The following is a 25404-nucleotide window of genomic DNA, read 5'->3' on the forward strand; positions in this document are numbered from 1 at the left end:
ATGGAAACACCGAGTCGTAAACGTGTCCGTGTCGGAGATCTGTTGCTGGAAAAGAGCCTGATCAGCGAAGATCAGTTGCATCAGGCTCTGGCAGAGCAGAAAAAAACCGGGAAAAAGCTGGGCCGGGCGATTACTGATCTGGGTTTTGTTAAAGAAGATGAACTGCTTAGAACACTGGCCGATTTTTTTAATTATCCGTTTATCGATCTGGCCCGTTTCCGTATTCATAATCATCTGGTGCAGCGTCTGCCGGAAACCCATGCCCGGCGTTATCGCTGTCTGGTTTTGTCTGAGGAAAATAATGGCTTACTGATCGGTATGGCAGACCCTACCGATCTGATGGTGATTGATGATCTGCAGCGAATCCTTAAGACAGCGATCTTCCCTGCGTTTATCCGTGAGCAGGAGCTCCTCTCTATTCTGGATACGGTTTACCGCCGTCAGGAGCAGATGGCGACCATCGCCGGTGAGCTGGAAGGCGAGCTGCGTGGCAGTGAATTTGATATTGATCAGATGGCACAGTCATCCGATGTTAATGAAGCGCCGGTTGTACGCTTACTGCAAAGCCTGTTTGAAGATGCGGTACAGATTAAAGCATCGGATATTCATATCGAACCGGAAGAAAACCAGCTGCGTATTCGTCTGCGCGTCGATGGTGAACTTCAGGAACAGGTTATGAAAGAAAAGCGTGTTGCTTCGGCATTAGTATCACGCCTGAAAATTATGTCTGGTCTTGATATTTCTGAGAAACGTTTACCACAGGATGGGCGTTTTAATATCCGCGTGTCGAATAAAAATATTGATGTACGGGTCTCGACCATGCCTGTGCAGTTCGGTGAATCGGTGGTGATGCGTTTGCTGGATCAGAGTGCCGGAATTCTCAGCATGGAAACACTGGGGATGCCGGAAAAACTACAGAAGCGTTTTGAATATCTGATTCACAGGCCTCATGGCCTGATACTGGTCACAGGTCCGACCGGTAGTGGTAAAACCACTACCCTCTATGCTGCTCTCAGTGTGCTGAATCAGCCGGAAAAAAAGATCATTACCGCCGAAGACCCGATTGAATACCGCTTGCCGCGGGTAAATCAGGTGCAGGTGAACAGTAAAGTCGGCCTGGAGTTTTCTACGGTATTACGTGCCGCATTACGTCAGGACCCGGATATTGTATTGGTCGGGGAGATTCGTGACCACGAAACGGCTGAAATTGGTCTGCGTGCAGCCATGACCGGCCATATGGTGTTATCGACGTTGCATACCAATGATGCGGTATCAACGGTCGCACGCTTAATGGATATGGGGGTTGACCGCTATCTGGTGGCATCATCGCTGCGCGCAGTGGTGGCTCAGCGTCTGGTCAAAAAGCTATGCCGCCATTGCCAGCAGCCGCATGTTATGGACGCCCAGGAAAAGGCCTGGCTGGATGTACTGGAACCGGGATCTTCGGCTCACAATTACCTCAGTGGCCGTGGTTGTCATCACTGTCACAATACCGGTTATCAGGGACGTATCGGTATTTACGAGCTGTTGGAAATGACTCCCGAGCTGGTTGCATCATTGCGTCATGATGATGCGCAGTTGTTTGCTGAACAAGCTGCCGCCCAGAGCGGATTCCGTTCCCTTGCTTTGTGCGCACTGGATTATGCCCGTGCCGGAGTCACTTCGCTGGAAGAGGTGTTCAGGGTGTCGGCAACTCTGGAAGAGGATCTGGCCAATGGCTGAATTTATTTACCGTGGCCGTGATAACCGTGGCCAGGCGGTGAATGGAATTATTGCCGCCGGCAGCAGCCAGTCGGCGCTGGATCAGCTGCAGCAACAGCAGATCATTGTACTTGCGCTGGATGAGGCCGAAGAGGTCCGGGAATCATCCGGCTTAAACATGAAGCTGTGGTCGCGCGAGCGTATCAGTGCGGACGAATTAATTCTGCTGACACGGCAGCTTTATTCGCTGACTAAAGCAGGTGTTCCTATTATCCGTGCCTTAACCGGACTGGCGGAATCATCGGCAAATCCGGCTATAAAAAATACACTGAATGGCATCAATCGTTCTCTGGTATCCGGGTCGGATCTGGTGACTGCTTTCCGCCAATACCCGCAGTACTTCTCTCCCATTTTTATCAGCATGGTGCATATCGGTGAAACTACGGGGCATTTGGCGGATGCATTACTGAAACTGATTTCGCACCTGGAAATGGAGCGTGAAACCCGTAAGCGGATTAAAGCCGCATTACGCTACCCAACCATGGTTGTTGGCAGTATCAGTATTGCGATGGTCGTGATCACGATGTTTGTGATACCCAGCTTCAGTGGGGTGTTTAATAATCTTGGCGCCCAGCTTCCCTGGGCTACCCGCGTGTTAATGGGCACATCACAATTTATGCAGGATTACTGGTTGTTCTTACTGGTGATGCTGAGCGTTTCCTTTTGGGCATTCCGGGGCTACGTAAGAACACCGCAGGGTGCCCTGTTCTGGGATGAGAAAAAGCTGAAAATTCCGATATTGGGCGGCATCTTCGAGCGTATTGCTCTGGCGCGGTTTTCCCGCTCTTTCGCCATGCTGATGGCGGCGGGGGTGCCAATTCTGCAGGGACTTTCCATTGTTGCCGAGAGTGTCGGTAATCGCTTTATCGGTGCAGCGGTTAAGAGTATGCAGCATGGTATTGAGCGCGGCGATCGCCTGACGAATACAGCAATTGCGACCGGGCTGTTTACCCCTCTGGTTTTACAGATGATGTCGGTGGGAGAAGAAACCGGTTCGGTTGATAGTTTGCTCGATGAGGTTGCGGATTTTTATGAGCAGGAAATTGATTACGATCTGAAGCGCCTGGCTGATGCGATTGAGCCGGTTCTGCTGGTTTTTCTCGGCTTAATGGTACTGGTCCTGGCGTTGGGGGTTTTCCTGCCTATCTGGGATCTCAGCCGTGTGGCGACAGGGCGTTAGGATTCTTTGATCCGGCGCATTAAATCACTGAAAACAGGCGGATTTATGTTTTGTTTCGTAAATATAAACGGCAAAAAAAAATCACTGAGCTAAGGTTTCAGTAGGCTTATGAATGATGGCCGCATCTGTTCTTTACATGCTTATACCAAACTGGAATTTGCGGCGGCGGTCGCTCTGTTGGCACTACTGCCTGCGCTGTTGTTACCGCGGTATAACCGTTTGCTGGATGATGCCAGAAGGGCAGAAGTTATTGCCCAGGGAAGTAGCTTAAAAGCCGCCGTCATGAAAGTGCATGAACGTTGGTTTCTGGATGGGCAGCCCGGAGCTGTCGAACGGCTGAGCGGTTTTGGACGTAATGATATTGCCGTATCGGTTTCCGGATGGCCGGTTGATGCAGCAATAGTGTCAGCGGATGCTGGCTTTAATGAACAGCAAAGTATGCCGGGATCGCCAGATGTGGTGGCCGCAACAGCACCTTGTATCCGTCTTTGGCGGGCATTGCTGCAGGACCCGGTACCACCGTTGTATACCGCTTATGAGCACGCGCCGGCAGACAGCTATCGTGTGTATTGGATCTCCGGTGTTTGTCGCTACGTAAAAGTAACGGCGGCAAACAGTGGAAAAACCGCAGGCAAAGACGCCGGCGGGCAGGAAGAAAACGGAAGTCAGTCTTACATTGAATATAACGCGGCCAATGGCCGGGTCACTTGGTTTATCCGATAAGCAAGCAGGAGTCGGAATATGAAGAAACAAGCAGGTTTTACACTGATCGAACTGATCATGGTAATTGTGATTCTCGGCGTGCTGTCGGCTTTTGCTTTGCCCCGCTTCGCAGATTTTGGCGGTGACGCGCGTACGGCCAGTGTTAATGCGCTGGCAGGTGCACTGCGCTCGGCAGCAAATATTGCCCACGCTCAGCAACTGGCGAATGGGGCAGCACTGGGCGCCAGCGTTACACTGGAAGGTAGTGCCATTACTATGGTGAACGGTTATCCGACTGCCGATGCCGCCGGTATTACGGTAGCTGCTCAGGTTTCGGCGGGTCTTCAGGCTGCTTTTGATGCTGGCACTGTGGATTATGTGGTCAGCGGTGGTGGTGCAACAGGTGGCAGTACCCTGACATATACTTTGCGTGCAAACTGCACCGCTGCCTATACCGCAGCAACTGCAGCAACCGATAATACCGCCCCTATTACCGCCTCTCCGGTAGTCGTGGTTACTGCCAGTGGTTGCTAATCCGCTTCTGCAATGAAGCCGTATGTCTCGGGCTTTACCCTGGTAGAACTGGTGATGGTACTGGTTCTGCTGGGGGTGCTCAGTGCGATTGGCAGCAGTCTTTTTGCCCGCCCGGATAGTTTTTCTGCGTTAAGTGCGCGTGATCAATTACAGGCTATGATTTTACTGGCCCAGCAGCGTGCACTGGCCAATACCAGTAATTCTGCGGTTGTTCTTAGCGTGATGCAGGACAATGCGAACTGGCGGTTTAATCTCAGTCAGGGAACGGTGTCATTTAAGGAGCGTCAGGCTCCCCGTCATAACGCTACTCTCAGCCTTAATGGCTCGGCCTTCAGCAATGGTCAGACCAGCAGCTTTACCTTTGCCAGCGATACCTCTGTAGGCAGCAACTATCAGTTTGTCTTCTCCTCCGAAACGACTCATCCATTGTGCCTGGCTGCCAGTGGTTTTGCTTATCCGGCAACCTGTCAGCCTGATCAGCTAAACTTAGAAGGTAGTTTCAGTGTTAACAGGCCCTAATATTTCAGGCGCGATAATATGAACAGGCAACAGGGACTGACATTGGTCGAGCTGGTGGTCATGCTGATTATTATCAGCGTGGCACTGGTGGGTAGCTTGCGGGTATTTTCGCTGCTATCCGGCCGTAGTGCTGATGCGCTGTTGCAAAGCCGTGTAACCAATCTGGCGCAAATTTATCTGGACGAAATACTCGCCCGCCAGTTTGACGAAACAACCGGGCCTGCTGGTGTACCACCTTATAATGGAGTATGTCGTATCACCGATGACGGCGAAAGCCGTGCTCAATACGATGATGTGGATGACTACAACGGTATTAATGCCGAAGATCCGGCATTAATGGATCAGAGCCTGGCAGGTTTGTATAACGGCTATAGCGTCAGCATTGAGGTACATTGCGATAATTCGTTGGGCATTAATGCTGAAGGCGCAAAAAGAATTGATCTGAGTATTATGGCGCCCAATGGGCAGGTAAGCCGTTTTACCGCTTATAAAGGTAATTTCTGATGCTGCTTCCGGCCAGATCAAGATTACAGGCGTTTACTCTGATTGAATTGCTGATTGTACTTGTTGTCGGCAGTGTTCTGGCCATTATTTCTGTACGTTTTATCAGCGAGAGTGGTCGCATGCTGCTCGACAGTGGCGCGCGCCAGCAGTTGGCTGCAACAGGCAGTGTCATCAATGAAAAGATCAGCCGGTTATTACGCCCGGCGTTGCCCGGGAGTATCCGGGTAACAGCTAATGGCCGCTGTATTGAGTTTATTCCGGTAAAGGTTGCCTCCGTTTACACAAGTCTTGCCCTGAATATGGCAATTACCGATTTTTCTGCCGTGCCGGTTTCGGCATCAGAAGTTAACAGTGGCTACGCAGTTATTTATCCTATCAATCAGAACGAACTTTACAGCCCGTCTGCCAGTGGCGCATTAACGCAGGCCATTGCTACCTTGCCGGCTGGCACTGCTGCGGTAACGGTAAGCCTGTCGTCAGCTCACGAATTTTTATCGGATTCGCCTGTCAGGCGCTTTTATCTGGTTACTACGCCGGAAGCGGTTTGTCAGCAGGGCAGCTTTCTTTATCATTTCCGGAATTACGGTTTTATTGCCAATATCGCCTCGCTGGAGTCGTCGCTGCCAGCATCACAGGCCGCCGGGCGGGATGTTCTGGCCTATCCCTTGCAAAATAACTCGCTGAATTTCCGTTATTTACCCCCGACACTGCGGCGCAATGGTCTGGTTACCTTTTCTTATATTCTGGAAAACCCATCCTCTGATGACCAGTTGCAACAGACACAGGAGGTACAGCTCCGTAATGTGCCCTGAGCGAATATTAAATGCCCGAATAACGACCAGGCAGTCGGGTTTTGGTTTACCAATGGCTGTGTTTGTAATCACGGTGCTGGCATTGGTTATCGCTGCTATGGCGCAATTACAGCAAAGCAGCAGTGAGGGCAGCAGCCTGCAGTTACAGTCGCAGCGTGCGTTTTATGCGGCCGAATCCGGGTTACAGCTCAGCCTTAATTTACTTCTGCCTCCGGATGGGAGTGCAGGCAGAAGCTGTGCATCAGTACCGTTCTATGCTCATGATTTTTCTTCAACGAATTCTTTGTACGGATTGAGCAACTGCAATGTTCGTGTTGTATGCCAGCCGGTTACGGTTGACAGTGAGGTATATTTTACGCTGACCTCGACGGGAACCTGTGGCAGTGGCACTGACAGCGCACAACGTACCACTGAAGTGAGAGTGAAATAATGCAGATTATTTTACGGCTGTTTTTTTTACTGTGCAGTGCCGGGGTTTATGCTGCTCCCGGCGATGTTATTTTCAGTGATGATTTTGAACGTACCACTTTGGGTGGCAATTGGGCTGCCAGCAGCGGCACGAATACCGGCATCAGTAATGCAACAGCAAACTCACCTTCCCGCAGTTTATTCCTGCGTTGGGATACGGTAACGGTCGATACGCTGGCGTTTGATTTGGCGGGTAAAGCCGGTGCTACGTTATCCTTCTGGTGGCGGCGTGGCGATGACAGTTTCAGTGAAGACCCTGATAGTAATGAAGATCTGACAGTGCAGATTTTATTAAATAATACTAACTGGGTAGAGCTGGAGCGCTTTGACGGTAGTGGTACGCCCGGAGAATCAGGGCTGGCTGAATACGAATTACCCGAAGCGGCTATGTATACCGGTTTACGCGTCCGCTTTCAGCTTGACCGGGGAAATGGTCCGGATAACGACTATTGGCATATCGATGACGTTAAACTGACGGAGACTGCAGGTTATTGTGGTGGCAGTAATATTATTTTCTGCGACGATTTTGAGCGCAATTTTCTTGGTAGCGACTGGAGTGTGACGACGTCTTCTGGTGGTGATGCCGGAATTTCTTCTGCGACAGCCAGTAGTCCGACGCGCTCACTCTATACCAGCAGTGGTGTGGTCAATGTACAGCTAAAAACCCTGGATTTAAGTGTGTACAGCGGCGTTACTCTTGAATACTGGTGGCGGCGGGGAGCTGATTCTTTCAGCGAAGATCCTGATATCGGCGAGGATCTGGTTGCAGAATTCCGTACCGGTTCCGGAGGCTGGACGCCACTGGAAACTATTAGCGGAAATGGTACCGCGGGTGCGAGCGGTAACAGTATTTTTGCTCTCCCTTCCGGGGCACTGAGCAGTAATTTTCAGTTCCGTTTTCGCCAGACCGGCGGCAACAGCGGAGGAAATGATTACTTCCATCTGGATGACCTGCGTATCACCTCAGACAGTGCTGCTTTAACCTGTTTTAATGATGATTTTGATCGCACCGGCAATGGCAGCGACTGGATCACATCAGCGGTGGCCGGTGGTTTTACACCCTCATTAGTGAATAACCGTCTGCGTCTGACGCAGGATGTTACCTACCAATCCACAGCATCGACATTACAGCGTTTATTTCCGGCGGCAGATAATATAGTGGTGATTGAATTTACCCATTACGCCTGGTCAACTTCCTTTTTTGGTACCGGTGCTGACGGTATTTCGGTGGTCTTCTCCGATGCCACCATTACCCCGCAGTCCGGTAGTTTTGGTGGTTCTTTGGGGTATGCCCAGCGGGATAATGGTGACCCCGGTTTTGCCGGTGGCTGGCTGGGGATTGGTCTGGATGAGTACGGAAACTTTTCCAATCCGACCGAAGGCCGGATTGGGGGGCCGGGTGCCAGACCCGACAGCGTAACCATTCGTGGTTCGGGCAGTGGCAGCAGTGGCTATCGTTATCTGACCGGCACCAGCAGCTTATCTCCGGGAGTGGATCAACGGCCAACATCCTCAGCTGGTGGCCCGGCTCACCGTTATCGTTTTGTTATTGATTCCCGTATCGCCGGGCAGTCCATCGTCAGTGTCGAGCGCGACAGTGGTGCTGGTTTTGTACCCCTGGTCGCGCCGGTTAATGTTGCGAACCTGAATGGCCAGGCGACGATTCCACAGAATTTATTACTCTCATTTACAGGATCAACCGGAGCCTCCAGTAATTATCACGAGATAGATCTGCTAAGGGTGTGTGCCAATACGATTAATCCGATTGGCCCCATCGTTCATCATTTTGAAATGAGCTACGCCAGCAGTGCACTGACCTGTTCTCCACAGGAAGTAGAGATTAAAGCCTGTGCCAATGCCAGCTGTTCCAGTTTATATACCGATCCTGTGACCGTCACACTTGGCCCTTCCGGCTGGGAAGGGGGCGATGTACAAACCTTCAGTGGTGGTTCTGCCACGCTTTCTTTACGCCAGAATACGGCGGCAACGGTTAATCTTCAGGTGTTGTCATCGGTACCGGTATCGCAGGCGTTTACGTCTAATCTTTGCTCGCGTGACGGTGGAGCATTATCGACCAACTGCAGTATGACCTTTGCAGACTCTGGTTTTGTGCTGGATATTCCGGATTTTCCCGCAGGGCTTGGCGCCAGTGATGTATTGCTGAAAGCCGTTAAAAAAGACGATGTAACCAGGGCCTGTGTGCCAGGATTTGCCAGTGTCAGTCGCGATATCGCTTTCAGCTCACAATATATTGACCCTGATAATACTTCCCGTGTTGTGTCCTGGCCGGTCAGTGTTAACGGAAATAATATCGCCGATATTTCTGCACCAGCAGTAACCTTAACATTGAGTTTTGATGCCAATGGACAGACTCCGCTGACGATTAACTATGCCGATGCCGGGCTGATGCAGCTGAATGTGCAATACAGCGGAACGGGTACGGAAAACGGATTAACCATGAGTGGCAACGACCGTTTTGTCAGTTACCCGGCGGGCTTCTGTATTCAGGCAGATGACAATAATGGCAACAATGGTGAATGTGGTCTTCCTGTCTATAGTGACTGTGATGCCTTCGTCAAAGCCGGAGATAATTTTAATCTGAATATTTCCGCCGTCGGCTGGCAGACGGCTAGTGATTCTGATTTTTGTAACAATACACCAACCCCAAGCTTTGCAATGAATAATATGACTCTGAGTACGGAGTTGGTTGCCCCTTCGGCAGGCGTTAATGCTGTATTAAATCCGGCGCAATATAATCACAGTGCCGCCACGGATAATAAAAACATTCTGGCAGCGAATGTATCAGAAGTCGGTGTATTTAATATCCGCTTAACACCGGGCAGTAATTATCATGGCGTAACATTACCAGCGGCGGTCAGTACTCCGACAGGACGTTTTTATCCACATCATTTTAACGTCACTGAACTGGTCGCCGGACAGTTGCAGCCCTATTGCAGTACGGCTTCTGGTTTTGCTTACAGCGGTCAGGATATTCACTGGGATCTTGCCCCTGTGCTGGAAATTCAGGCCCGGAATGCGCTGAATAATCTGACGCAGAACTATACCCAGACTGGGTTTATGAAATTACCGCCGAACCCGGCCATATTTTCTCTGCCGACCACAGACAGCAGCGCGTTGGCCAATGATGGTTTGCCTGTTTCGCTGTCAGCGGTGATTAATGCCGGAAACCTGACTACCGCTTCGGCAGGTATTCTGAATTATACCCTTGATGTGCTGAATGATACCTTTACCTACAGTAAAGAACTAAGAGCAAAAGTGTCCCCTTTTCAACCGAAGCCGATTTTAACCTTGAGCGATTTTAAAGATACCGATGAGGTTAATATGACTGGTTCATTAACGCTTAATATTTCTTCTGGTTTTGAGCTGCGTTACGGGCGTTTATGGCTGGAAGACAGCTACGGCCCGGAAACGCAAACTCTGCGGATACCGGCACGGGCAGAATATTTTTCTGGCGGACGCTTTGTGCAGAACAGCGATGACAGCTGCTGGAGTTACGACAGCAGCGTTGATGCCAGTGTCTTGCCGTCAACGCTGACCAGTGTGCTGGGTAATAGTCGTACGTTAATCAGTGGCCGTAATACGGATGCGGTGTTACTGCAGGCACCGGTTTTACACGCCGGTACACCGGATACCGGCACGGCAACGGTTGGCTTTAATGTGCCTGTATGGCTGCAGGATGATTTTGATAATAACGGTTCGCTGGACGATCCGCAGGCGACGGCCACCTTTGGTATTTACCGTGGCCATGACCGGGTGATTTACTGGCGCGAAGTCAGGCCCTGAGGCCTGACTGCAAAGAGACGTTATTCGTCGCTGTCATCGTCATCATCAGAACCGTGGCCATCCATATTCAGTTCTTTGATTTTACGGGTCAGCGTATTGCGTCCCCAGCCCAGCAGGTTGGCGGCATCACGACGGCGTCCGGCGGTATGCTTAAGTGCCGTTTCAATCATAATGCGTTCAAACACCGGTACGGCGGTATCCAGCAGATTGGTAACACCGTTGGCCAGTTGCTGATCTGCCCAGTAGCGTAAAGCCTGTTCCCAGTTGCCGGAGGTATGAATACTGCCCTGCTGTTCCAAAAGCTCCGGAGGCAGATCGCTGATTAATACTTCACGGCCGGACGCCATGACGGTAATCCAGCGGCAGGTATTTTCCAGCTGACGCACGTTACCCGGCCAGTCAAGCGAGCTTAAATAATCTTCGGTTTCACTGCGCAGGGTTTTGGCTTCGACTTCCAGCTCTTCGGCGGCACGCTTTAAAAAGTGTGACAGTAACTTCGGAATATCTTCACGACGATCCGCCAGACGTGGCAGATGAATACGGATAACGTTTAGGCGGTGGAATAAATCCTCGCGGAAACGTCCTTCTTTAACCAGGCCTTCAAGGTTCTGGTGAGTTGCGGCAATAATCCGTACATTCACTTTGACCGGCGTGGTGCCACCTACGCGGTAGAACTCACCGTCGGCCAGAACACGCAATAAACGGGTCTGGGTATCGGCCGGCATATCACCGATTTCGTCGAGAAATAAAGTACCGCCATTAGCCTGTTCAAAGCGTCCGCGACGCTGACCGCCGGCACCGGTAAAGGAGCCTTTTTCGTGGCCGAATAATTCTGATTCGATCAGGTCTTTGGGAATAGCCGCCATATTCAGGGCAATAAACGGCTGCGCCGAACGTGGGCTGTGTTTGTGCAGGGCATGGGCAACCAGTTCTTTACCGGTACCGGATTCACCGTTAATTAATACGGTAATATTGGATTGAGACAGGCGGCCAATGGCACGGAAAACTTCCTGCATGGCCGGCGCTTCGCCAATAATTTCATGCTCTTCGGTTTCTTCTTCGCTTTGCGGCGCATTGGCATTTAATTCAGCGAAGTGTGCAATCGCACGATGAATCAGGCTGACTGCTTCATCCACATCAAATGGCTTGGGTAAATATTCAAACGCACCCTGCTGATAGGACGATACCGCGCTTTCCAGGTCGGAATGGGCGGTCATAATAATTACCGGTAAATCCGGGTGAGCTTCATGAGCATGACGTAATAACGCCAGACCATCCATGCCGGGCATCCGGATATCGGAAATAATGGCATCCGGATGTTCTCGCTTTAACGCTGCCAGTGCCGGCTCCGCCTGTTCAAAGACGCGGGTGGTGATATTGGCCTGTTCCAGAGCTTTTTCCAGAACCCAGCGGATTGATTTGTCGTCGTCGATAATCCAGACAGTGCTCATAGTTATTCCAGAGGTAAATAAATAGAGAAGACGGTTTTACTGGCATCACTGACAAACTCAATGATGCCGTTCTTCTGATTGATAATGGATTGCGAAATCGATAATCCCAGGCCGGTGCCGTCGGCGCGGCCGCTGACCATCGGGTAGAAAAGATTTTCGCGTAATTCTTCGGGAATGCCCGGGCCGTTGTCGCTGATATCGATCTGTGCGACCAGACGGTGACGATGATGGCCAATGGTAAACTGGCGCACGGTGCGGGTGCGTAAACTCAGTTGTGGCTGTGCCAGTGGCGGCTGTGCTTCGAGCATTGCCTGCATGGCGTTGCGGCAGATATTCAGCAGGGCCTGAATCAGCTGACCTTTGTCGGCCTCAAGCTCCGGAATAGACGGATCGTAATCGCGCTCAATATTGATGCGGCCGGCCGATTCAACATCGATCAGCTGGCAGACACGTTCCAGCACTTCGTGAATATTAACCTGTTCCTGTTTCGGAATCTGGCGCGGGCCGAGCAGACGGTCGACCAGATCACGCAGGCGGTCGGCTTCTTCGATAATGATGTTGGTGTATTCCTTCAGCTCGGCCGAAGGTAATTCACGCTCCAGCAGTTGCGCGGCACCGCGGATACCACCGAGAGGGTTCTTAATTTCGTGGGCCAGCCCGCGGACTAAAGAGCGGGTGGTTTCCTGTTTGGCGATCAGCTGCTCTTCGCGGCTGATGCGCATCAGCCGGTCACGCCCCTGCAGCTCGATCAGCAGCGAAGGCAGGCGGCTTTCCGGATGGGATACCGGGCTGACACTGTAATCCAGTGTCATCTGTTGCTGATTGTGCAGCTGAATAGTGGCTTCGCGTTTGGTATAGGAGTGGCCGGTAATAATCGCCTGCTCCAGCGCGCTGGTCGCTTCTTCAGATTCGATGGCCAGTTCAAAAAAGGGCACGCCCAGACAGCGCTTGCCACTCATTTCCAGCAGGGCTTCGGCTGCGGGGTTCATATAAAGAACGGTCAGATCGGCGTCCAGCAGCAGAACACCGGTATTCAGGTGTTCCAGTAAGCGTTGATTGATGATCGGGCTGGCCAGCATGCTTGTCTCCGTTTGCTGCCTGTAAAAACGCCGCGTGAGGCGTGGGTCAGACCGCACCACCAGTACTTATCCAGAGGGCAGTCGTGGCCATCTGTCAGGCCGCTAAAACATTGTGCAACTGGCTTTCAGCAAAAACTGAGCCATATATCAGAGGTTATGGGAGGGATGCACAATATTAGCGCCGGGGTAGGCGATTCATGTTGCTAAGTCGAACATGAACGAACATACAGGAGAATTGAGCGCACAAAAACAGTGCTTCGCAGTATTTTTGTGCTCGAATTTGGTGCTTTGGTTTTAAGGCCAGTGCCGGCCGCGTTAACAGGCCTTAACGGCCTGAACGGTTCAGAACCGAAGCGCGCTGAACATAAATGGTCACCAGATTACTGCTGATAATGGTGTTGCCGGCTTGATCACGCACGACCAGTTGCAGGCCATGCTCGCCACGGCTGAGGTTGGTGAGCTGGAAGGATGTCTGGCGTCCCTGACGTAACACTTCGCCGTTATCCAGCAGATAAAGTGTGTCGGCCTCGCGCAGGCCGGGACTGAGTACGCCGGACACCTCAACATTACCGGCGAAACCGGTCGGAATATCCTGACCATTGCTTGGGGTGATAATACTCAGACTGGTGTAGTTAAAGCTGGGTTCGTTCACCTTGGCCGGCTGGTGTGCACTGGGGGGAGGCACATAGGCGGGGATGGACGGCAGCTCTTTTACCGCATGTTTTTCGGAGTTCTGTCCCGGCTTATCACTGAAGATGACGTTACCGTTAGCGTCGCGGCTGATGTACACCTCGGTCGCCAGACTGGTGCAGGCTGTTAATAAAAGAATGAGTGACATCAGTGTCTTCTTTGTCATGGTAATCCTGCTGTGCTGAGGGCGGTTATCCGGAAGAGTCAGGAATTCTCACTAGACTGAAAATAATCACCTTCCGGGCGTATTCTATGTTAATTCGTAAACAACTCTGGCTGGCCGGTGCATCTTTGCTGCTGGGCGCTGTTCTCTGTATCTACCTTCTTACCCACTATCTTGCCGAGCCACGTTTGTATCAGCAAGCGCAGGATAGTGCGCAGCTGCGGGTCGAGGGCATTGCTGCCGAAATCCATGGCGTACTGCAGGCCACAGCATCACTGACGCGCAGTATGGCGGCACTGGGTGCAACACTGCCATTGGATGAGACAACATTTATCACTCATTTACGCGATCTGGTGGACGAATTTGGTAATGGTGCCATTGCCGGTGGCGGTATCTGGCCAGAGCCGCAACGTCTGGACCCGGCGCGGGAGCGTGCCTCGCTGTTCTGGGCGCGTGACAGTCAGGGTCGTCTGCAACTGCTGAACGATTATAACGATCCGGCCGGGTCGGGTTATCACAACGAGGGCTGGTACAGCATCGGGCGCACGCTGGCGCCGGGGCAGTGTGCCTGGTCGGAGGCCTATGCCGATCCGGTATCCGGCACGCCAATGGTCACCTGTACCGTGGCTATTCGTCGTCAGGGAGAATTCTGGGGTGTTGCCACTGTCGATCTGATGCTCAGCGGTCTGGGCAAATTACTGCAGGGGCATCGCGAAATTGCTCAGGCTTATCCCTTCGTGGTTGATCAGACCGGTACCGTGGTCGCTGCACCGGGTCTGCGCGCGCAGTCTCTGGACATGAAAACACTGGATGAACTGGCCTCCAAAGACCGCAGCCTGGCACCGCTGAAAACACTGCTGAGTGCCGGCCGCAGTGGCGTTGCTGTACCTGCCGGCGTGGTGCCGGACGACGAGGCTTTGCTGGTTCTGAGCAGTCTGGAGGAACAGCATTGGCAGGTGGGCATGCTGTTGCCGCAGAGCGTTGCTCTGCAGACCATGAGTGCACTGTCGCTGATGCTGTATTCCAGTCTGGTTCCGCTGATTCTGCTGTTTGTGCTGGTGATGATTGTCTTTGGCCGGCAGATTATCGGCTGGCTGGAAGAAACCACGGCGCAGGTCCGCAGTCTGGTTAACGGTCAGATCAGTACCCGTCTTACCGTCAGCCGTGATGACGAAGTCGGGCGCTTACGTCAGGCGGTAAATGATTACGCCGATTATCTGGGCGGCATCCTCCGTAACATCAGCACCGAAGCCGAAGGTATCCGCACAGGTGCCGATGGTCTGAACGGTCTCAGCGATACCCTGACCCGCCGCGCCCATGCCCAGCTGGATGAAAACAACACTCTGGCAACCGCCGTCAGCGAAATGGCTTCCAGCGCCAAAGAGGTGGCCCAGAACACCGCCACCGCCGCGCAGACCGCCAGCGAAGCGCGCACCGTGGTTGATCAGGGGCAGCGGGTGGTCACCGAAAACAGTGAAGCCATTGGCCGGCTGGCGGATGCGCTGAGCAATGCTTCGCAGGTGATTGAACGTCTGGCCACCGATTCGCAGCAGGTCGGAGCCGTGCTGGCGGTGATTAAGGCGATTTCTGAACAGACCAACCTGCTGGCGCTGAACGCTGCTATTGAGGCGGCCCGGGCCGGCGAGCAGGGGCGCGGTTTTGCCGTGGTGGCCGATGAGGTACGTACTCTGGCCGGTAAAACCCAGGCCTCCGCCAGCGAGATCGAACAGATGATCACCCAGCTGCAGCAGGCCGCAGGCTCTGGTGTGCAGGTGATTGAAAACAGCCGTGAGCTGTCGCGTCAGTCAATCGAACGGGCGCAGGAAGCGCGCGACAGCTTTGCCGATATTGTCAGCGCTTTCAGTAATATTGAGGGCCGCACGGCGACCATTGCCACCGCCGTGGATGAACAGACGCGGGTTGCGCAGGAAATTCATCAGCTGGCCGAGCGTATCCGCAATTTGTCGGAGCAGAATGCACAGGATGCCAGCCATCTGAATGATATGAGCCGTGATTACACCGCCGTGGCGCAGCGTCTGCACGCCATCAGCCGTCACTGACGCCAGTGCGTGCAGGTTTGCGCGCGCTGGCTGAGCGGTTATTCTCTGCGCCTTTGTTTGCAGGGCAGGGTTTGTATGATCGGATTGATTCAGCGCGTCAGCAACGCCAGCGTGGTGGTGGATGGCGAAACCACTGGTGCCATCGGTGAAGGCATTCTGTTATTGCTTGGTGTACAGCGTGACGACAGCAGCGCCAGTGCCGATAAGCTGCTGAATAAAGTACTGAACTACCGTATTTTTGCCGACGAGCAGGGGCGTATGAACCGCAGCCTGCTCGATTGTGGTTATGAATTGCTGGTGGTGTCGCAGTTCACGTTAGCGGCTGATACCGGCAAAGGCACCCGCCCTGGTTTTTCCCGCGCCGCAGCGCCGGAGCTGGCGGATGAGTTATACCGCTATTTTCTGCAGCAGGCCGCGTTACAGGTAACCACCGCCAGCGGCCGCTTTGGCGCCGATATGAAAGTGTCCCTCACGAATGATGGCCCGGTAACCTTCTGGCTTGAGGTCTAGGGCCTGTTTAATTAGTGTCTAGCAGCCTGCTAGACGCGCGCGATTTCTGCTTGCTCTGTGTTGCCCATTGGGCCATATCGGTTCTGTCTTTGGCTGTGCGGGTGAATCGTCGGACACTTCTTGCTATGCTCGCCGCCACTTTTTTATCAGACCGCTGCCAGCCTCTGCCGATTCCGGGCAGGTAACGGCTGCGATAACGGAGATTGCCGTGGATTACTCTGTACTGAAACACTCGCACGCAGGCCTGGCCTATTTAACCGTCCTGCTGTTTGCCGGCCGCTTTATGCTGTTTTATTTCGCGCCGGTATGGCGCCGGAACAAACTGCTGAAAATACTGCCTCATGTGCTCGATACCCTGTTGCTGGTGTTTGCCATTATGCTGTGTATCCGCATTGCTCAGTACCCGCTGACCGATGCCTGGCTGACCGGTAAAGTGATTGGTCTGCTGCTGTACATCGGTTTTGGCACCGCCGCGATCAAGCGCGCCAGCCGCAGTGCATTTTTTATGGCGTTATTGAGTTATGCCTATGTTCTTGGCGTGGCAAAAACGCATAATGTTGTATCCTGGTTTTCGTATTTCTGAGCAATACAGGACAGAAACTTGCTGACACTGAGCCTTTCATCCATTAACCGCCGGCTGCGCGGCCCTCTTCAGGGGCTGCTGGTGCTGTCGTTGGTGTTTGGAGTGGTGCTGAGTGCCAACAGTCAGGCTCTGATGCTCTGGCAAATGGCAGCGCAGAATGAGCTGGTACAGATGACGGCGGGCGGAGACTCTCAGGCGCCGGCAGCAATGCATACCATGCCTGCCTGCCACGATATGATGCCGATGAGCGATATGAGCGGCGACGCTCAGCACGTCTCAGACAACAGCAGTATGCACACCGGTACGCATAGTAGCGCCACGATGGCCAACTGTGATGCATCCTGCCCCTGCTGTGCCGGTGCCTGTTCTTCTTTTGCTATGACGCTGGACATGCCGCGTGCCATACGCAGCAAACAGCAGAGTTTTTCCCGCTACGACCCACGCCCGGCTGCTGCCGTGGTGCTGGCCCTGCCGCAACGTCCCCCCATTTTCAGCTGAATCATCGCTACAGAACCGCACAGGTATTGGTGGCAACAGCCCCTGATCTTTGTGTCTTTTTGATTTGCTGAAAGTGGAGCATTTCCATGATGTTGTTTTTTACCGGCCGCCACCCCGCTGCGCAGGCCATTGTGTTTGTGCTGCTGTGCTGGCCTGCGCTCAGGGTACTGGCCGCGGAGCCGGGCCTGGGTCTGGGTCTGAGTCTGGAGCAGACCCGCGGCTACGCGCTGCAGTCGGACCCGGCGCTGCGCAGTCAGCGTCAGCTGGAGCAGGCCTATCGCCAGGACAGCGCCGCCAGCCGCTACTGGCCTAATCCGAAAATCGCGCTGAATGCGCAGAATCTTCCTACCGACTCCTGGTCGTTTGAGCAGGAACCCATGACCCAGATCCAGCTGGGTATCAGCCAGATGCTGCCGCGTGGTGACAGCCTTGATCTGCAGGCGCAGAAGCAAAGTCTGATGGCCGGCCTCAGCCGTGAAAATCAGGCGCTGCGTGCGCGTGAGTTACGCCGTGAAGTATCACTGTTATGGCTGGAAGCTGCCCGTGCTCAGGCGGCCGAAAAGCTGACCGCCGAACACCTGCAGCACCTGCAACAGCAGGCCGCCGTACTGAACCGCCGTTACCGTAACGCCAGCGGGCTGAATGCTGACAGCGGGCCACAGCAACAGGATTTGCTGCGCGTTGAGCTGGAAACCCAGCGTATCCGTGAGCGCCTGCTGAATCTGCAGCAGCAGTATCAGGCTGCGCGCCAGCGTCTGAATGAATGGCTGCCGCCGGGAGAGGCGATGACGGCTCTGGCGCTGGAAGATGCTCCCCGCTTTGAGCCCGCAGCAGAGCTGGTAAATGCAATGCCTGACGATCAGGCGTTAGCCGCCGTGCTGATGCAGCACCCGCTGTGGGCCCAGACCGAAAACCGCGTCGCCAGCGCCGCCGCTGATATCGAGCTGGCGCGTCAGGAAGACAAGGCGCAGTGGGGCATTCAGGCCAGCTATGGCTATCGCGGCGATGATGCGATGGGTAACGACCGTGCGGATTTTGTTTCCGTTGGTGTCAGCGTCGACCTGCCGTTGTTTAACGGCGAACGCAACGAGCGCAAGGTGGCCGCCAGTGTACGCCGCCGCGAAGCCGAACAAACCCGGCAGCAGCTGTTGTTACGCCAGCTGCTCAGCGCAGTACGTAACGAATGGGCTCAGTATCAGCTGCAGCGCCAGCGGCTGGAATTTTACGATCAGACTCTGTTGCCGCAGATCAGCCGCCAGCTACAGGCGGTAAAGAACAGCTACGGCCAGGACAGAGATGACTTTAACGATGTGATCCGTGCGGTGATGGAGCGCCTCAACGGCGATATCGAACGCCTTAACCTTTTGCGTGAACTGCACAAAACCGCAATCCGCCTTGAATTTTATGCCCCCGGATTTTCTGCACCGTCGCCTGCCGCCTCTGCTGCGCAGCCAGGCATGACATCCGGCCACGGTACTGAACAGGAATAAAACGATATGACAATGAAACAACAATGGCCGTTATTACTGGCTCTGGCAGTGGGTACCGGCCTCGGCGCCGGCCTGATGTCGGTACAGCAACCACAAACAGAAGCGGCAGAAACACAGGCCAGTGCTGAACCGCAGCCACTTTACTGGGTTGCGCCGATGGACCCTAACTATCGCCGCCCTGAACCCGGCCTGTCGCCGATGGGGATGGAACTGGTGCCGGTCTACGCCGATGACAACAGCGGTGCCGAAGACGCGCCGGGCACCATCCGCATCAGTCCTGCGGTAGAACAGAATCTGGGCGTACAGAGCGCTGCAGCAGAGCGGGTGCCGCTGGTGCAGCAGGCGCTGGCACTGGCGGAAATTCAGGTGAATCCGCAGTACGAACAGCAGATCCAGGTACGCAGCGAAGGCTGGATCAGCCGCCAGCAGGTGTTTGCCGTGGGCGAGCGTGTCAGCGCCGGACAGACGCTGTTTGAGTTTTACAGCCCGCGCATTATCAGCGCACAGGAAGAACTTTTGGGCGCACTGGAAGCCCGTCAGCCAGCGCTGATCCGCGCGGCGGAGAGCCGTCTGTTAGCACTGGGTGTGGATGCCGGCTGGCTGCAGCAGCTGCGCCGCGATCGCAAGGTGCGCCAGCAGGTGGCGATCGTGGCGCCGCAGGATGGTGTGATTACCCAGCTGAATCTGATGCCGGGAGCACGGGTAATGCCGGAGCAGGCGTTATTACGGATCGCGGATCTAAGCCGCCTGTGGGTGGACGTGCGTTTGCCGGGGTCGCTGGCCGGCTGGCTCAGCGCTGGTGATCGGGTTGTGCTGCAACGGCGTGACGGGGTGTCGGCCGAGCTTATGGCTGACAGTGTGTATCCACTGCTGAACAGCGAGCTGCGCAGCCAGACGGTACGCCTGCAGCTGGATAACCAGAGCGGTAACTGGCGCCCGGGGGATTTTGCCCAGGCACAACTGCAGAAACAGAGTGAACCGGTACTGCAGGTGCCGCGTAACGCCCTGATTGATGACGGCGTGCAGCCACGGGTTGTGCTGGCTTTGGGTGATGGTCGCTTCCGTTCTCAGGCGGTTATGGTTGGCCGCACCGGACAGGATAACGTCGAAATTCTGCGAGGCCTGAAAGAAGGCCAGCAGGTGGTTACCAGTGCGCAGTTTATGCTGGATTCGGAATCGGCCATCGGTGCCGACCTGAGCCGCTTTGACGATGAAGTGGATCATTCGCAGATGGATCATTCGCAGATGGATCATTCGCAGATGGATCATTCGCAGATGGATCATTCTCAGATGGATCATTCGCAGATGGATCATTCGAACATGGATCATTCGAATATGGATCACTCGAACATGGATCATTCGAATATGGATCATTCGAACATGGATCACTCGAATATGGATCACTCGAATATGGATCACTCGAATATGGATCATTCGAACATGGATCATTCGAACATGGATCATTCGAACATGGATCATTCGAACATGGACCATTCGAACATGGACCATTCGAACATGGATCATTCACAGATGAATCATGAGCAGATGGAAAGCGATAACCAGCCAGCGGAGGTGATGCATGATCACAGCCATCATTGATTGGTCGGTACGCAACCGCCTGCTGGTGCTGCTGCTCAGTCTGATGCTGGTTGGTGGCGGTTTTTACGCCTTATCGCGTACACCGGTGGATGCTATTCCCGATTTATCCGACGTGCAGGTAATTGTTAAAACCAGTTACCCCGGCCAGGCACCGGAGGTTGTGCAGGAGCAGGTAACCTATCCGCTGACCTCGGCATTAATGTCGGTGCCGGGTGCAGAAACCGTGCGCGGTTTTTCTTTTTTCGGCGATTCCTATGTGTACGTTATTTTTAATGACGACACCGATCTGTACTGGGCGCGTTCACGTGTGCTGGAGTATTTAAGCCAGATTGCGCCCAGCCTGCCGGAAGTAGCACGGCCGCAGTTAGGTCCGGACGCGACCGGTGTCGGCTGGGTATTTATTTATGCTCTGAGCGACCCTACAGGACAGCATTCGCTGGCGGATCTGCGCGCTTATCAGGACTGGTTTTTAAAATTCGAATTACAGAGTCTGCCCGGTGTTGCCGAAATTGCGCCATTAGGCGGCATGGTGAAGCAATACCAGATTCAGCTCGATCCGGTGGCGCTGGCGGCGCATAAAATTCCGCTGTCGCTGGTGGTGAATGCGCTGCAGTTATCGAATCAGGAAAGCGGTGCTTCGGTGATTGAAATGGCCGAAGCGGAAACCATGCTGCGCGCGACCGGTTTTATACGCAGCATTACCGATCTGGAAAATATTCCGCTGGGTATCGACAGTGCCGGCGTGCCGTTATTACTGAAAGATGTTGCCAGCATCAGTACCGGCCCGCAGATGCGTCGCGGTATTGCTGAGCTGAACGGTGATGGCGAAGTGGTTGGCGGTATTGTGGTGATGCGCTTTGGTGAAAATGCCAAGGCGACCATTGCCGGCGTTAAACAGCGTATTGAGCGTTTAAAGAGCTCACTGCCGGCCGGTATCGAAATTACCACGGTGTATGACCGCACCCGGCTGATCGATAATGCTATCGATAATTTATGGCAAAAACTCAGCGAAGAGTTTGTGGTGGTTGCTATTGTCTGTGCGTTGTTTTTATTTCATCTGCGTTCGTCGCTGGTCATCGTACTCAGTTTACCTGTGGGTATTCTGGCCGCCTTTGTACTGATGAAATGGCAGGGCATTAACGCCAATATTATGTCCCTTGGCGGTATCGCCATTGCCATTGGTGCCATGGTCGATGGTGCCATTGTGATGATTGAAAACCTGCACAAACATCTGGAAGCCGAAGAACAAAAACCACCCGCCGAACGCAGTGAACGCTGGGCACTGATCAGCCGCTCCGCGCAGGAAGTTGGCCCGGCGCTGTTTTTCAGTCTGCTGATTATTACCCTGAGTTTTCTGCCGGTGTTTGCCCTCGAAGCGCAGGAAGGGCGGATGTTTGCCCCGCTGGCCTTTACCAAAACCTATGCCATGGGCGCGGCTGCTATTCTGGCCATTACCCTGGTGCCGGTATTAATGGGCTATTTTGTTCGTGGCCATATTCAGCCGGAAGATAAAAACCCGCTTAACCGCGCTCTGCAGGCACTGTATCTGCCGCTGTTGCAACGGGTTCTTGCGCGTCCGAAAACACTGCTGGCACTGGTGCTGCTGGTGGCGCTTTCCAGCCTGTATCCGCTGAAAAATATCGGCAGCGAATTTATGCCGCCACTGGATGAGGGCGATTTAATGTATATGCCGACCACCTATCCGGGTTTGTCTATCGGTGAAGCGCGGCAGATATTGCAGCAGACCGATAAATTAATCCGCAGTGTTCCGGAAGTGGAAACCGTTATGGGAAAAATCGGCCGTGCGGAAACGGCGACCGATCCGGCACCATTAACCATGATCGAAACCTTTATTCAGCTGAAGCCCAGAGATCAGTGGCGTGAGGGGATTACGACCGCCGATATCCGTGCGGAGCTGGAAAATAAAGTACAGTTTCCGGGGCTGAGTAATGCCTGGGTTATGCCGATCAAGACCCGTATTGATATGCTGGCGACCGGTATTAAAACCCCGGTCGGGGTAAAAATTGCAGGGCCGGATCTGCAGCAGATTCAGGCAATAGGTCAGCAGCTTGAAGGCATTATTAAAACAGTACCGGGTACGGTATCAGCCTATGCTGAGCGGGTAGCCGGTGGCCGCTATTTAACGCTGGATATCCGCCGTGAGCAGGCCGCGCGTTATGGCCTGAGCGTGGCACAGCTGCAACAGATTATTACCACCACCATTGGCGGCAAAAATATTATTGAAACCGTCGAAGGACTGGAGCGTTACGGCGTCAATCTGCGTTATCCACAGGCTTACCGCGATTCCCCGGAAGCTTTAAAACAGCTGTTTTTTGTCGCACCAAACGGTCAGCTGGTGACGCTGGGCGATGTGGTTGATATCCGCAGTGAAGCGGGGCCTGCAGCCATTAAAAGTGAAAATGCCCGCATTAATGGCTGGCTGTTTGTTGATATCGACGGTGTGGATGTTGGCCACTATGTTGATTCTGCCCAGAGCCGGGTACAGCAGGCGCTGGACAGCGGCGAACTGACGCTGCCAGCGGGTTATTCGCTGCGCTGGTCGGGGCAGTATGAATATATGCAGCGTGCGAAAGAAAAACTGCAGTATGTGGTGCCGTTAACCATCGCCATTATTGCTTTGCTGCTGTATCTGAGTTTCAGCCGGCTGACCGAAGTCGCGATGATTTTGCTGACTCTGCCACTGGCACTGGTTGGCAGCCTGTGGCTGATGTGGGCGCTGGGCTTTAATTTTTCTGTGGCTGTCGGTGTAGGCTTTATTGCTCTTGCCGGTGTCGCCGTAGAAATCGGTGTGATTATGCTGGTGTATTTAAATCAGTCATATCAGGCTGCTCTGGCTTTGGCACAGGAGCAGCAGCGCAGGGTTACGGAAAGTGAATTACGTCAGGCGGTTATCAATGGTGCCGGTTTACGTCTGCGCCCGGTAGCGATGACGGTGGCTACTATTGCCGTGGGCTTATTGCCGGTCATGCTGGGAGAGGGCACAGGTTCGGAAATTATGAGCCGTATTGCCGCACCTATGGTGGGTGGTACTGCCAGTGCTCTGTTGCTGACGCTGGTGGTGATTCCGGTGTTGTATTTTCTCTGGCGTAAGCGTGAAACCGCATAATTAATCAACGCGATAAAATAAAAGCCGGCGACTGCGACAGTCGCCGGCTTTTATTATTTCCGTTTTACGCGGGTTAAAGTGAAAAGCTGGATACCTCATCACGCAGACTGGATGCCTGATGATTCAGCCCGTCAACGGCCTGGCGGATACTGCTGGCACTCTGCATACCCTGATCACTCAGATGTTTGGCATTGCTGAGGTTTTCATTAATGTTATTGATAACGGATGTCTGTTCTTCAATAGCGGAGGCAACCTGCAGAATGCGGTCACTGATACTGAGCAGTGAACCGGAAATATTGCGGATATTTTCTTCCGACTTGCTGGCATATTCGACGGTGCTGACCGCTTTTTCCTGACTCTCCTTCATGCTGCTGACGGCACGGTTAACACCACTGCGCAGCTTCTCAATCATGACATTAATATCGCCGGTCGACTGCTGGGTTTTGCTGGCCAGAGTCCGTACTTCATCGGCCACCACGGCAAACCCCCGGCCTTGCTCACCGGCACGGGCCGCTTCAATGGCTGCGTTCAGCGCCAGCAGATTCGTTTGCTCGGCAATGCCTTTAATCACATCCAGCACCGAGGCGATATTGGTGGTTTCGGCGACCAGCTCCTGAATAACGGCACCTGAGTTATCAACATTTTCGGCCAGTGCCTGAATCTCTTCCATGGCCTGACGGAATTGTTTTGATACCGCCCGCGCCGATTGGTCGGCCGCTTTGGCTTCTTCTGATACCTGCTGGGTGTTGGATGATACTTCCTGAATCGCCAGTCCCATTTCATGATTGGCGGTGGCAACCAACTCCATCGAACCTGCATATTCGCCGCTGATGCGCTGGCTGTCGCCGGCACCTTTTTTCAGGGTATTGGTGGTGGAAGCAACATCCAGTGCGACCTGTTGAATGGTGCCGATCATCTGCTGCATGCCGCCGAGAAAACGGTTGAAGTTATGGCTGAGCAAACCAATTTCATCGCGCCCAAGATCCGGCATGCGTTTACTCAGATCACCTTTACCATCGGCCATCTGGCCAAGCACTCTGGCCAGCTCGTTAACCGGGCGGGTAATCAGTCGTGGGAAATAGACGGCAACCAGCAATGCAATCAGCAGGGCCACACCGACCAGAATAAAAATGCTGCGCAGTGCGGCATTTTTGGCCTGTTCTGCTTTTTTCTGTAAGGATTTGGCTTCTTCACCAAGCTTTTCGCCGAGAACGTTGAGCGTTTCGCGGATGCCCTCAAATTCATTTTCCAACGAGCCTGTGCTCATTTCTGTTGCCTGGCGGGTACTCAGACTACCGCCGAGAACCTGCTGTACCATCGCTTCACTTTTCGGGCGCCAGCGTTCAAAAGCCGTCAGAAAAGATTGAGACAGCTTTTTCGCATCGGCAGAAATATCCAGTACCTGAATTTTTTTCAGACGGGTGGCAACCTGATCCAGATTTTCCTTATGCATTTGCTTATATGTGTCTGCTGTAAGACCTAAGGCCATCGAACGTTCGGCAATTTGTGCCTGATATAAATCGCGGTCAGCGTTCAGGGTCAGTTCCAGCGCCGGAAGATATTGCTCATTAATATGGCTGTATTCGGCAGTAATTGTGTTCAGGTTCGAGATCTGAATAACGGACAGTGTGGCGAGTAAAATCGCAAGAACGGCAATCGGTAATGTCAGTTTTTTGGCAAGGCCAAGGTCGGACCAGTTCATATTATTCTCCTGTTAGGCCTGCTTAATATGGGCAGATCCTGATACGAAATGGCTCAGTTATCCGGCGGAATATCTGGCCTTCATTACAGGGAAGTGTAGATCAGGGGCAGTTATCTACCATGTCAGTAACAACCGGCCCGGGAGGATGGCGCATTATGTGAACTGTGC

General features: G+C 53.5%; 20 protein-coding genes. 16 read left to right on the forward strand and 4 right to left on the reverse strand.

Annotated elements, in window-relative coordinates:
- The 9 genes from MT343_RS03765 to MT343_RS03805 all read left to right on the forward strand — a co-directional run bounded on the left by MT343_RS03765 (nucleotide 1) and on the right by MT343_RS03805 (nucleotide 10284).
- Complete coding sequence (locus MT343_RS03765; RefSeq protein WP_145469807.1) at nucleotides 1-1722, forward strand: GspE/PulE family protein; 1722 nt, start codon at nucleotides 1-3, stop codon at nucleotides 1720-1722.
- Nucleotides 1715-2941 (forward strand): type II secretion system F family protein, encoded by a 1227-nt coding sequence (locus MT343_RS03770; protein WP_145469806.1) that lies wholly within the window; start codon nucleotides 1715-1717, stop codon nucleotides 2939-2941. Before MT343_RS03765 ends, MT343_RS03770 begins: the two co-directional genes overlap by 8 nt.
- A 108-nt stretch (nucleotides 2942-3049) precedes the next feature.
- Nucleotides 3050-3664 carry a hypothetical protein gene (locus MT343_RS03775; RefSeq protein WP_145469805.1) on the forward strand — a complete coding sequence of 205 codons (615 nt, stop codon included), beginning with the start codon at nucleotides 3050-3052 and terminating at the stop codon, nucleotides 3662-3664.
- Nucleotides 3665-3682: 18 nt separating this feature from the next.
- A complete protein-coding gene (locus MT343_RS03780; protein ID WP_145469804.1) occupies nucleotides 3683-4177 on the forward strand; it encodes a type II secretion system protein in 495 nt (164 codons plus the stop codon).
- A gap of 12 nt (nucleotides 4178-4189) precedes the next feature.
- The gene (locus tag MT343_RS03785; protein WP_145469803.1) at nucleotides 4190-4696 is read left to right on the forward strand and encodes a prepilin-type N-terminal cleavage/methylation domain-containing protein; all 507 of its coding nucleotides are present in this window, start codon (nucleotides 4190-4192) and stop codon (nucleotides 4694-4696) included.
- An 18-nt stretch (nucleotides 4697-4714) separates the two neighbouring features.
- Nucleotides 4715-5200, forward strand: coding sequence for a type IV pilus modification PilV family protein (locus MT343_RS03790; RefSeq protein ID WP_145469802.1), 486 nt, complete (start codon nucleotides 4715-4717; stop codon nucleotides 5198-5200).
- Complete coding sequence (locus tag MT343_RS03795) at nucleotides 5200-6012, forward strand: type II secretion system protein (RefSeq protein ID WP_145469801.1); 813 nt, start codon at nucleotides 5200-5202, stop codon at nucleotides 6010-6012. Before MT343_RS03790 ends, MT343_RS03795 begins: the two co-directional genes overlap by 1 nt.
- Before the next feature lie 52 nt (nucleotides 6013-6064).
- Nucleotides 6065-6442, forward strand: coding sequence for a hypothetical protein (locus tag MT343_RS03800; RefSeq protein WP_222428582.1), 378 nt, complete (start codon nucleotides 6065-6067; stop codon nucleotides 6440-6442).
- Nucleotides 6442-10284, forward strand: coding sequence for a DUF6701 domain-containing protein (locus MT343_RS03805; protein WP_145469799.1), 3843 nt, complete (start codon nucleotides 6442-6444; stop codon nucleotides 10282-10284). Before MT343_RS03800 ends, MT343_RS03805 begins: the two co-directional genes overlap by 1 nt.
- A gap of 20 nt (nucleotides 10285-10304) precedes the next feature.
- On the opposite strand, the gene ntrC is transcribed toward MT343_RS03805, so the two are convergent.
- From ntrC to MT343_RS03820, 3 genes are all read right to left on the reverse strand, one after another.
- A complete protein-coding gene (gene ntrC, locus MT343_RS03810; protein WP_145469798.1) occupies nucleotides 10305-11735 on the reverse strand; it encodes a nitrogen regulation protein NR(I) in 1431 nt (476 codons plus the stop codon).
- A gap of 2 nt (nucleotides 11736-11737) precedes the next feature.
- Nucleotides 11738-12814 carry a nitrogen regulation protein NR(II) gene (glnL, locus tag MT343_RS03815; protein ID WP_186435967.1) on the reverse strand — a complete coding sequence of 359 codons (1077 nt, stop codon included), beginning with the start codon at nucleotides 12812-12814 and terminating at the stop codon, nucleotides 11738-11740.
- A gap of 325 nt (nucleotides 12815-13139) precedes the next feature.
- A complete protein-coding gene (locus MT343_RS03820; protein WP_186435966.1) occupies nucleotides 13140-13652 on the reverse strand; it encodes a DUF4124 domain-containing protein in 513 nt (170 codons plus the stop codon).
- Nucleotides 13653-13756: 104 nt separating this feature from the next.
- On the opposite strand from MT343_RS03820, the gene MT343_RS03825 reads away from it, so the two are divergent.
- From MT343_RS03825 to MT343_RS03860, 7 genes are all read left to right on the forward strand, one after another.
- On the forward strand, nucleotides 13757-15727 hold the full coding sequence (locus MT343_RS03825; RefSeq protein WP_145469796.1) for a methyl-accepting chemotaxis protein: 1971 nt from the start codon (nucleotides 13757-13759) through the stop codon (nucleotides 15725-15727).
- 75 nt (nucleotides 15728-15802) lie between these two features.
- Entirely contained in the window at nucleotides 15803-16237 is a 435-nt protein-coding gene (dtd, locus tag MT343_RS03830; protein ID WP_145469795.1) for a D-aminoacyl-tRNA deacylase, read from the forward strand.
- A gap of 208 nt (nucleotides 16238-16445) precedes the next feature.
- The gene (locus MT343_RS03835) at nucleotides 16446-16820 is read left to right on the forward strand and encodes a SirB2 family protein (RefSeq protein ID WP_145469794.1); all 375 of its coding nucleotides are present in this window, start codon (nucleotides 16446-16448) and stop codon (nucleotides 16818-16820) included.
- A gap of 18 nt (nucleotides 16821-16838) precedes the next feature.
- The gene (locus MT343_RS03840; RefSeq protein ID WP_145469793.1) at nucleotides 16839-17318 is read left to right on the forward strand and encodes a hypothetical protein; all 480 of its coding nucleotides are present in this window, start codon (nucleotides 16839-16841) and stop codon (nucleotides 17316-17318) included.
- A gap of 86 nt (nucleotides 17319-17404) precedes the next feature.
- Nucleotides 17405-18808: a TolC family protein gene (locus MT343_RS03845; RefSeq protein WP_145469792.1), complete on the forward strand. Its 1404-nt coding sequence runs from the start codon at nucleotides 17405-17407 to the stop codon at nucleotides 18806-18808.
- Between the two features lie 6 nt (nucleotides 18809-18814).
- A complete protein-coding gene (locus MT343_RS19570; RefSeq protein WP_305852254.1) occupies nucleotides 18815-20407 on the forward strand; it encodes an efflux RND transporter periplasmic adaptor subunit in 1593 nt (530 codons plus the stop codon).
- Nucleotides 20388-23534: an efflux RND transporter permease subunit gene (locus tag MT343_RS03860; protein ID WP_145469790.1), complete on the forward strand. Its 3147-nt coding sequence runs from the start codon at nucleotides 20388-20390 to the stop codon at nucleotides 23532-23534. Before MT343_RS19570 ends, MT343_RS03860 begins: the two co-directional genes overlap by 20 nt.
- 73 nt (nucleotides 23535-23607) lie before the next feature.
- Here MT343_RS03860 and MT343_RS03865 read toward each other — a convergent pair whose 3' ends face one another.
- On the reverse strand, nucleotides 23608-25236 hold the full coding sequence (locus MT343_RS03865; RefSeq protein ID WP_145469789.1) for a methyl-accepting chemotaxis protein: 1629 nt from the start codon (nucleotides 25234-25236) through the stop codon (nucleotides 23608-23610).
- Nucleotides 25237-25404: the final 168 nt, after the last annotated feature.

The organism is Venatorbacter sp. C2-1 (genome assembly GCF_022832715.1).
In the GTDB taxonomy this organism is placed as follows: Bacteria; Pseudomonadota; Gammaproteobacteria; order Pseudomonadales; family Oceanobacteraceae; genus Venatoribacter; species Venatoribacter alkanivorans.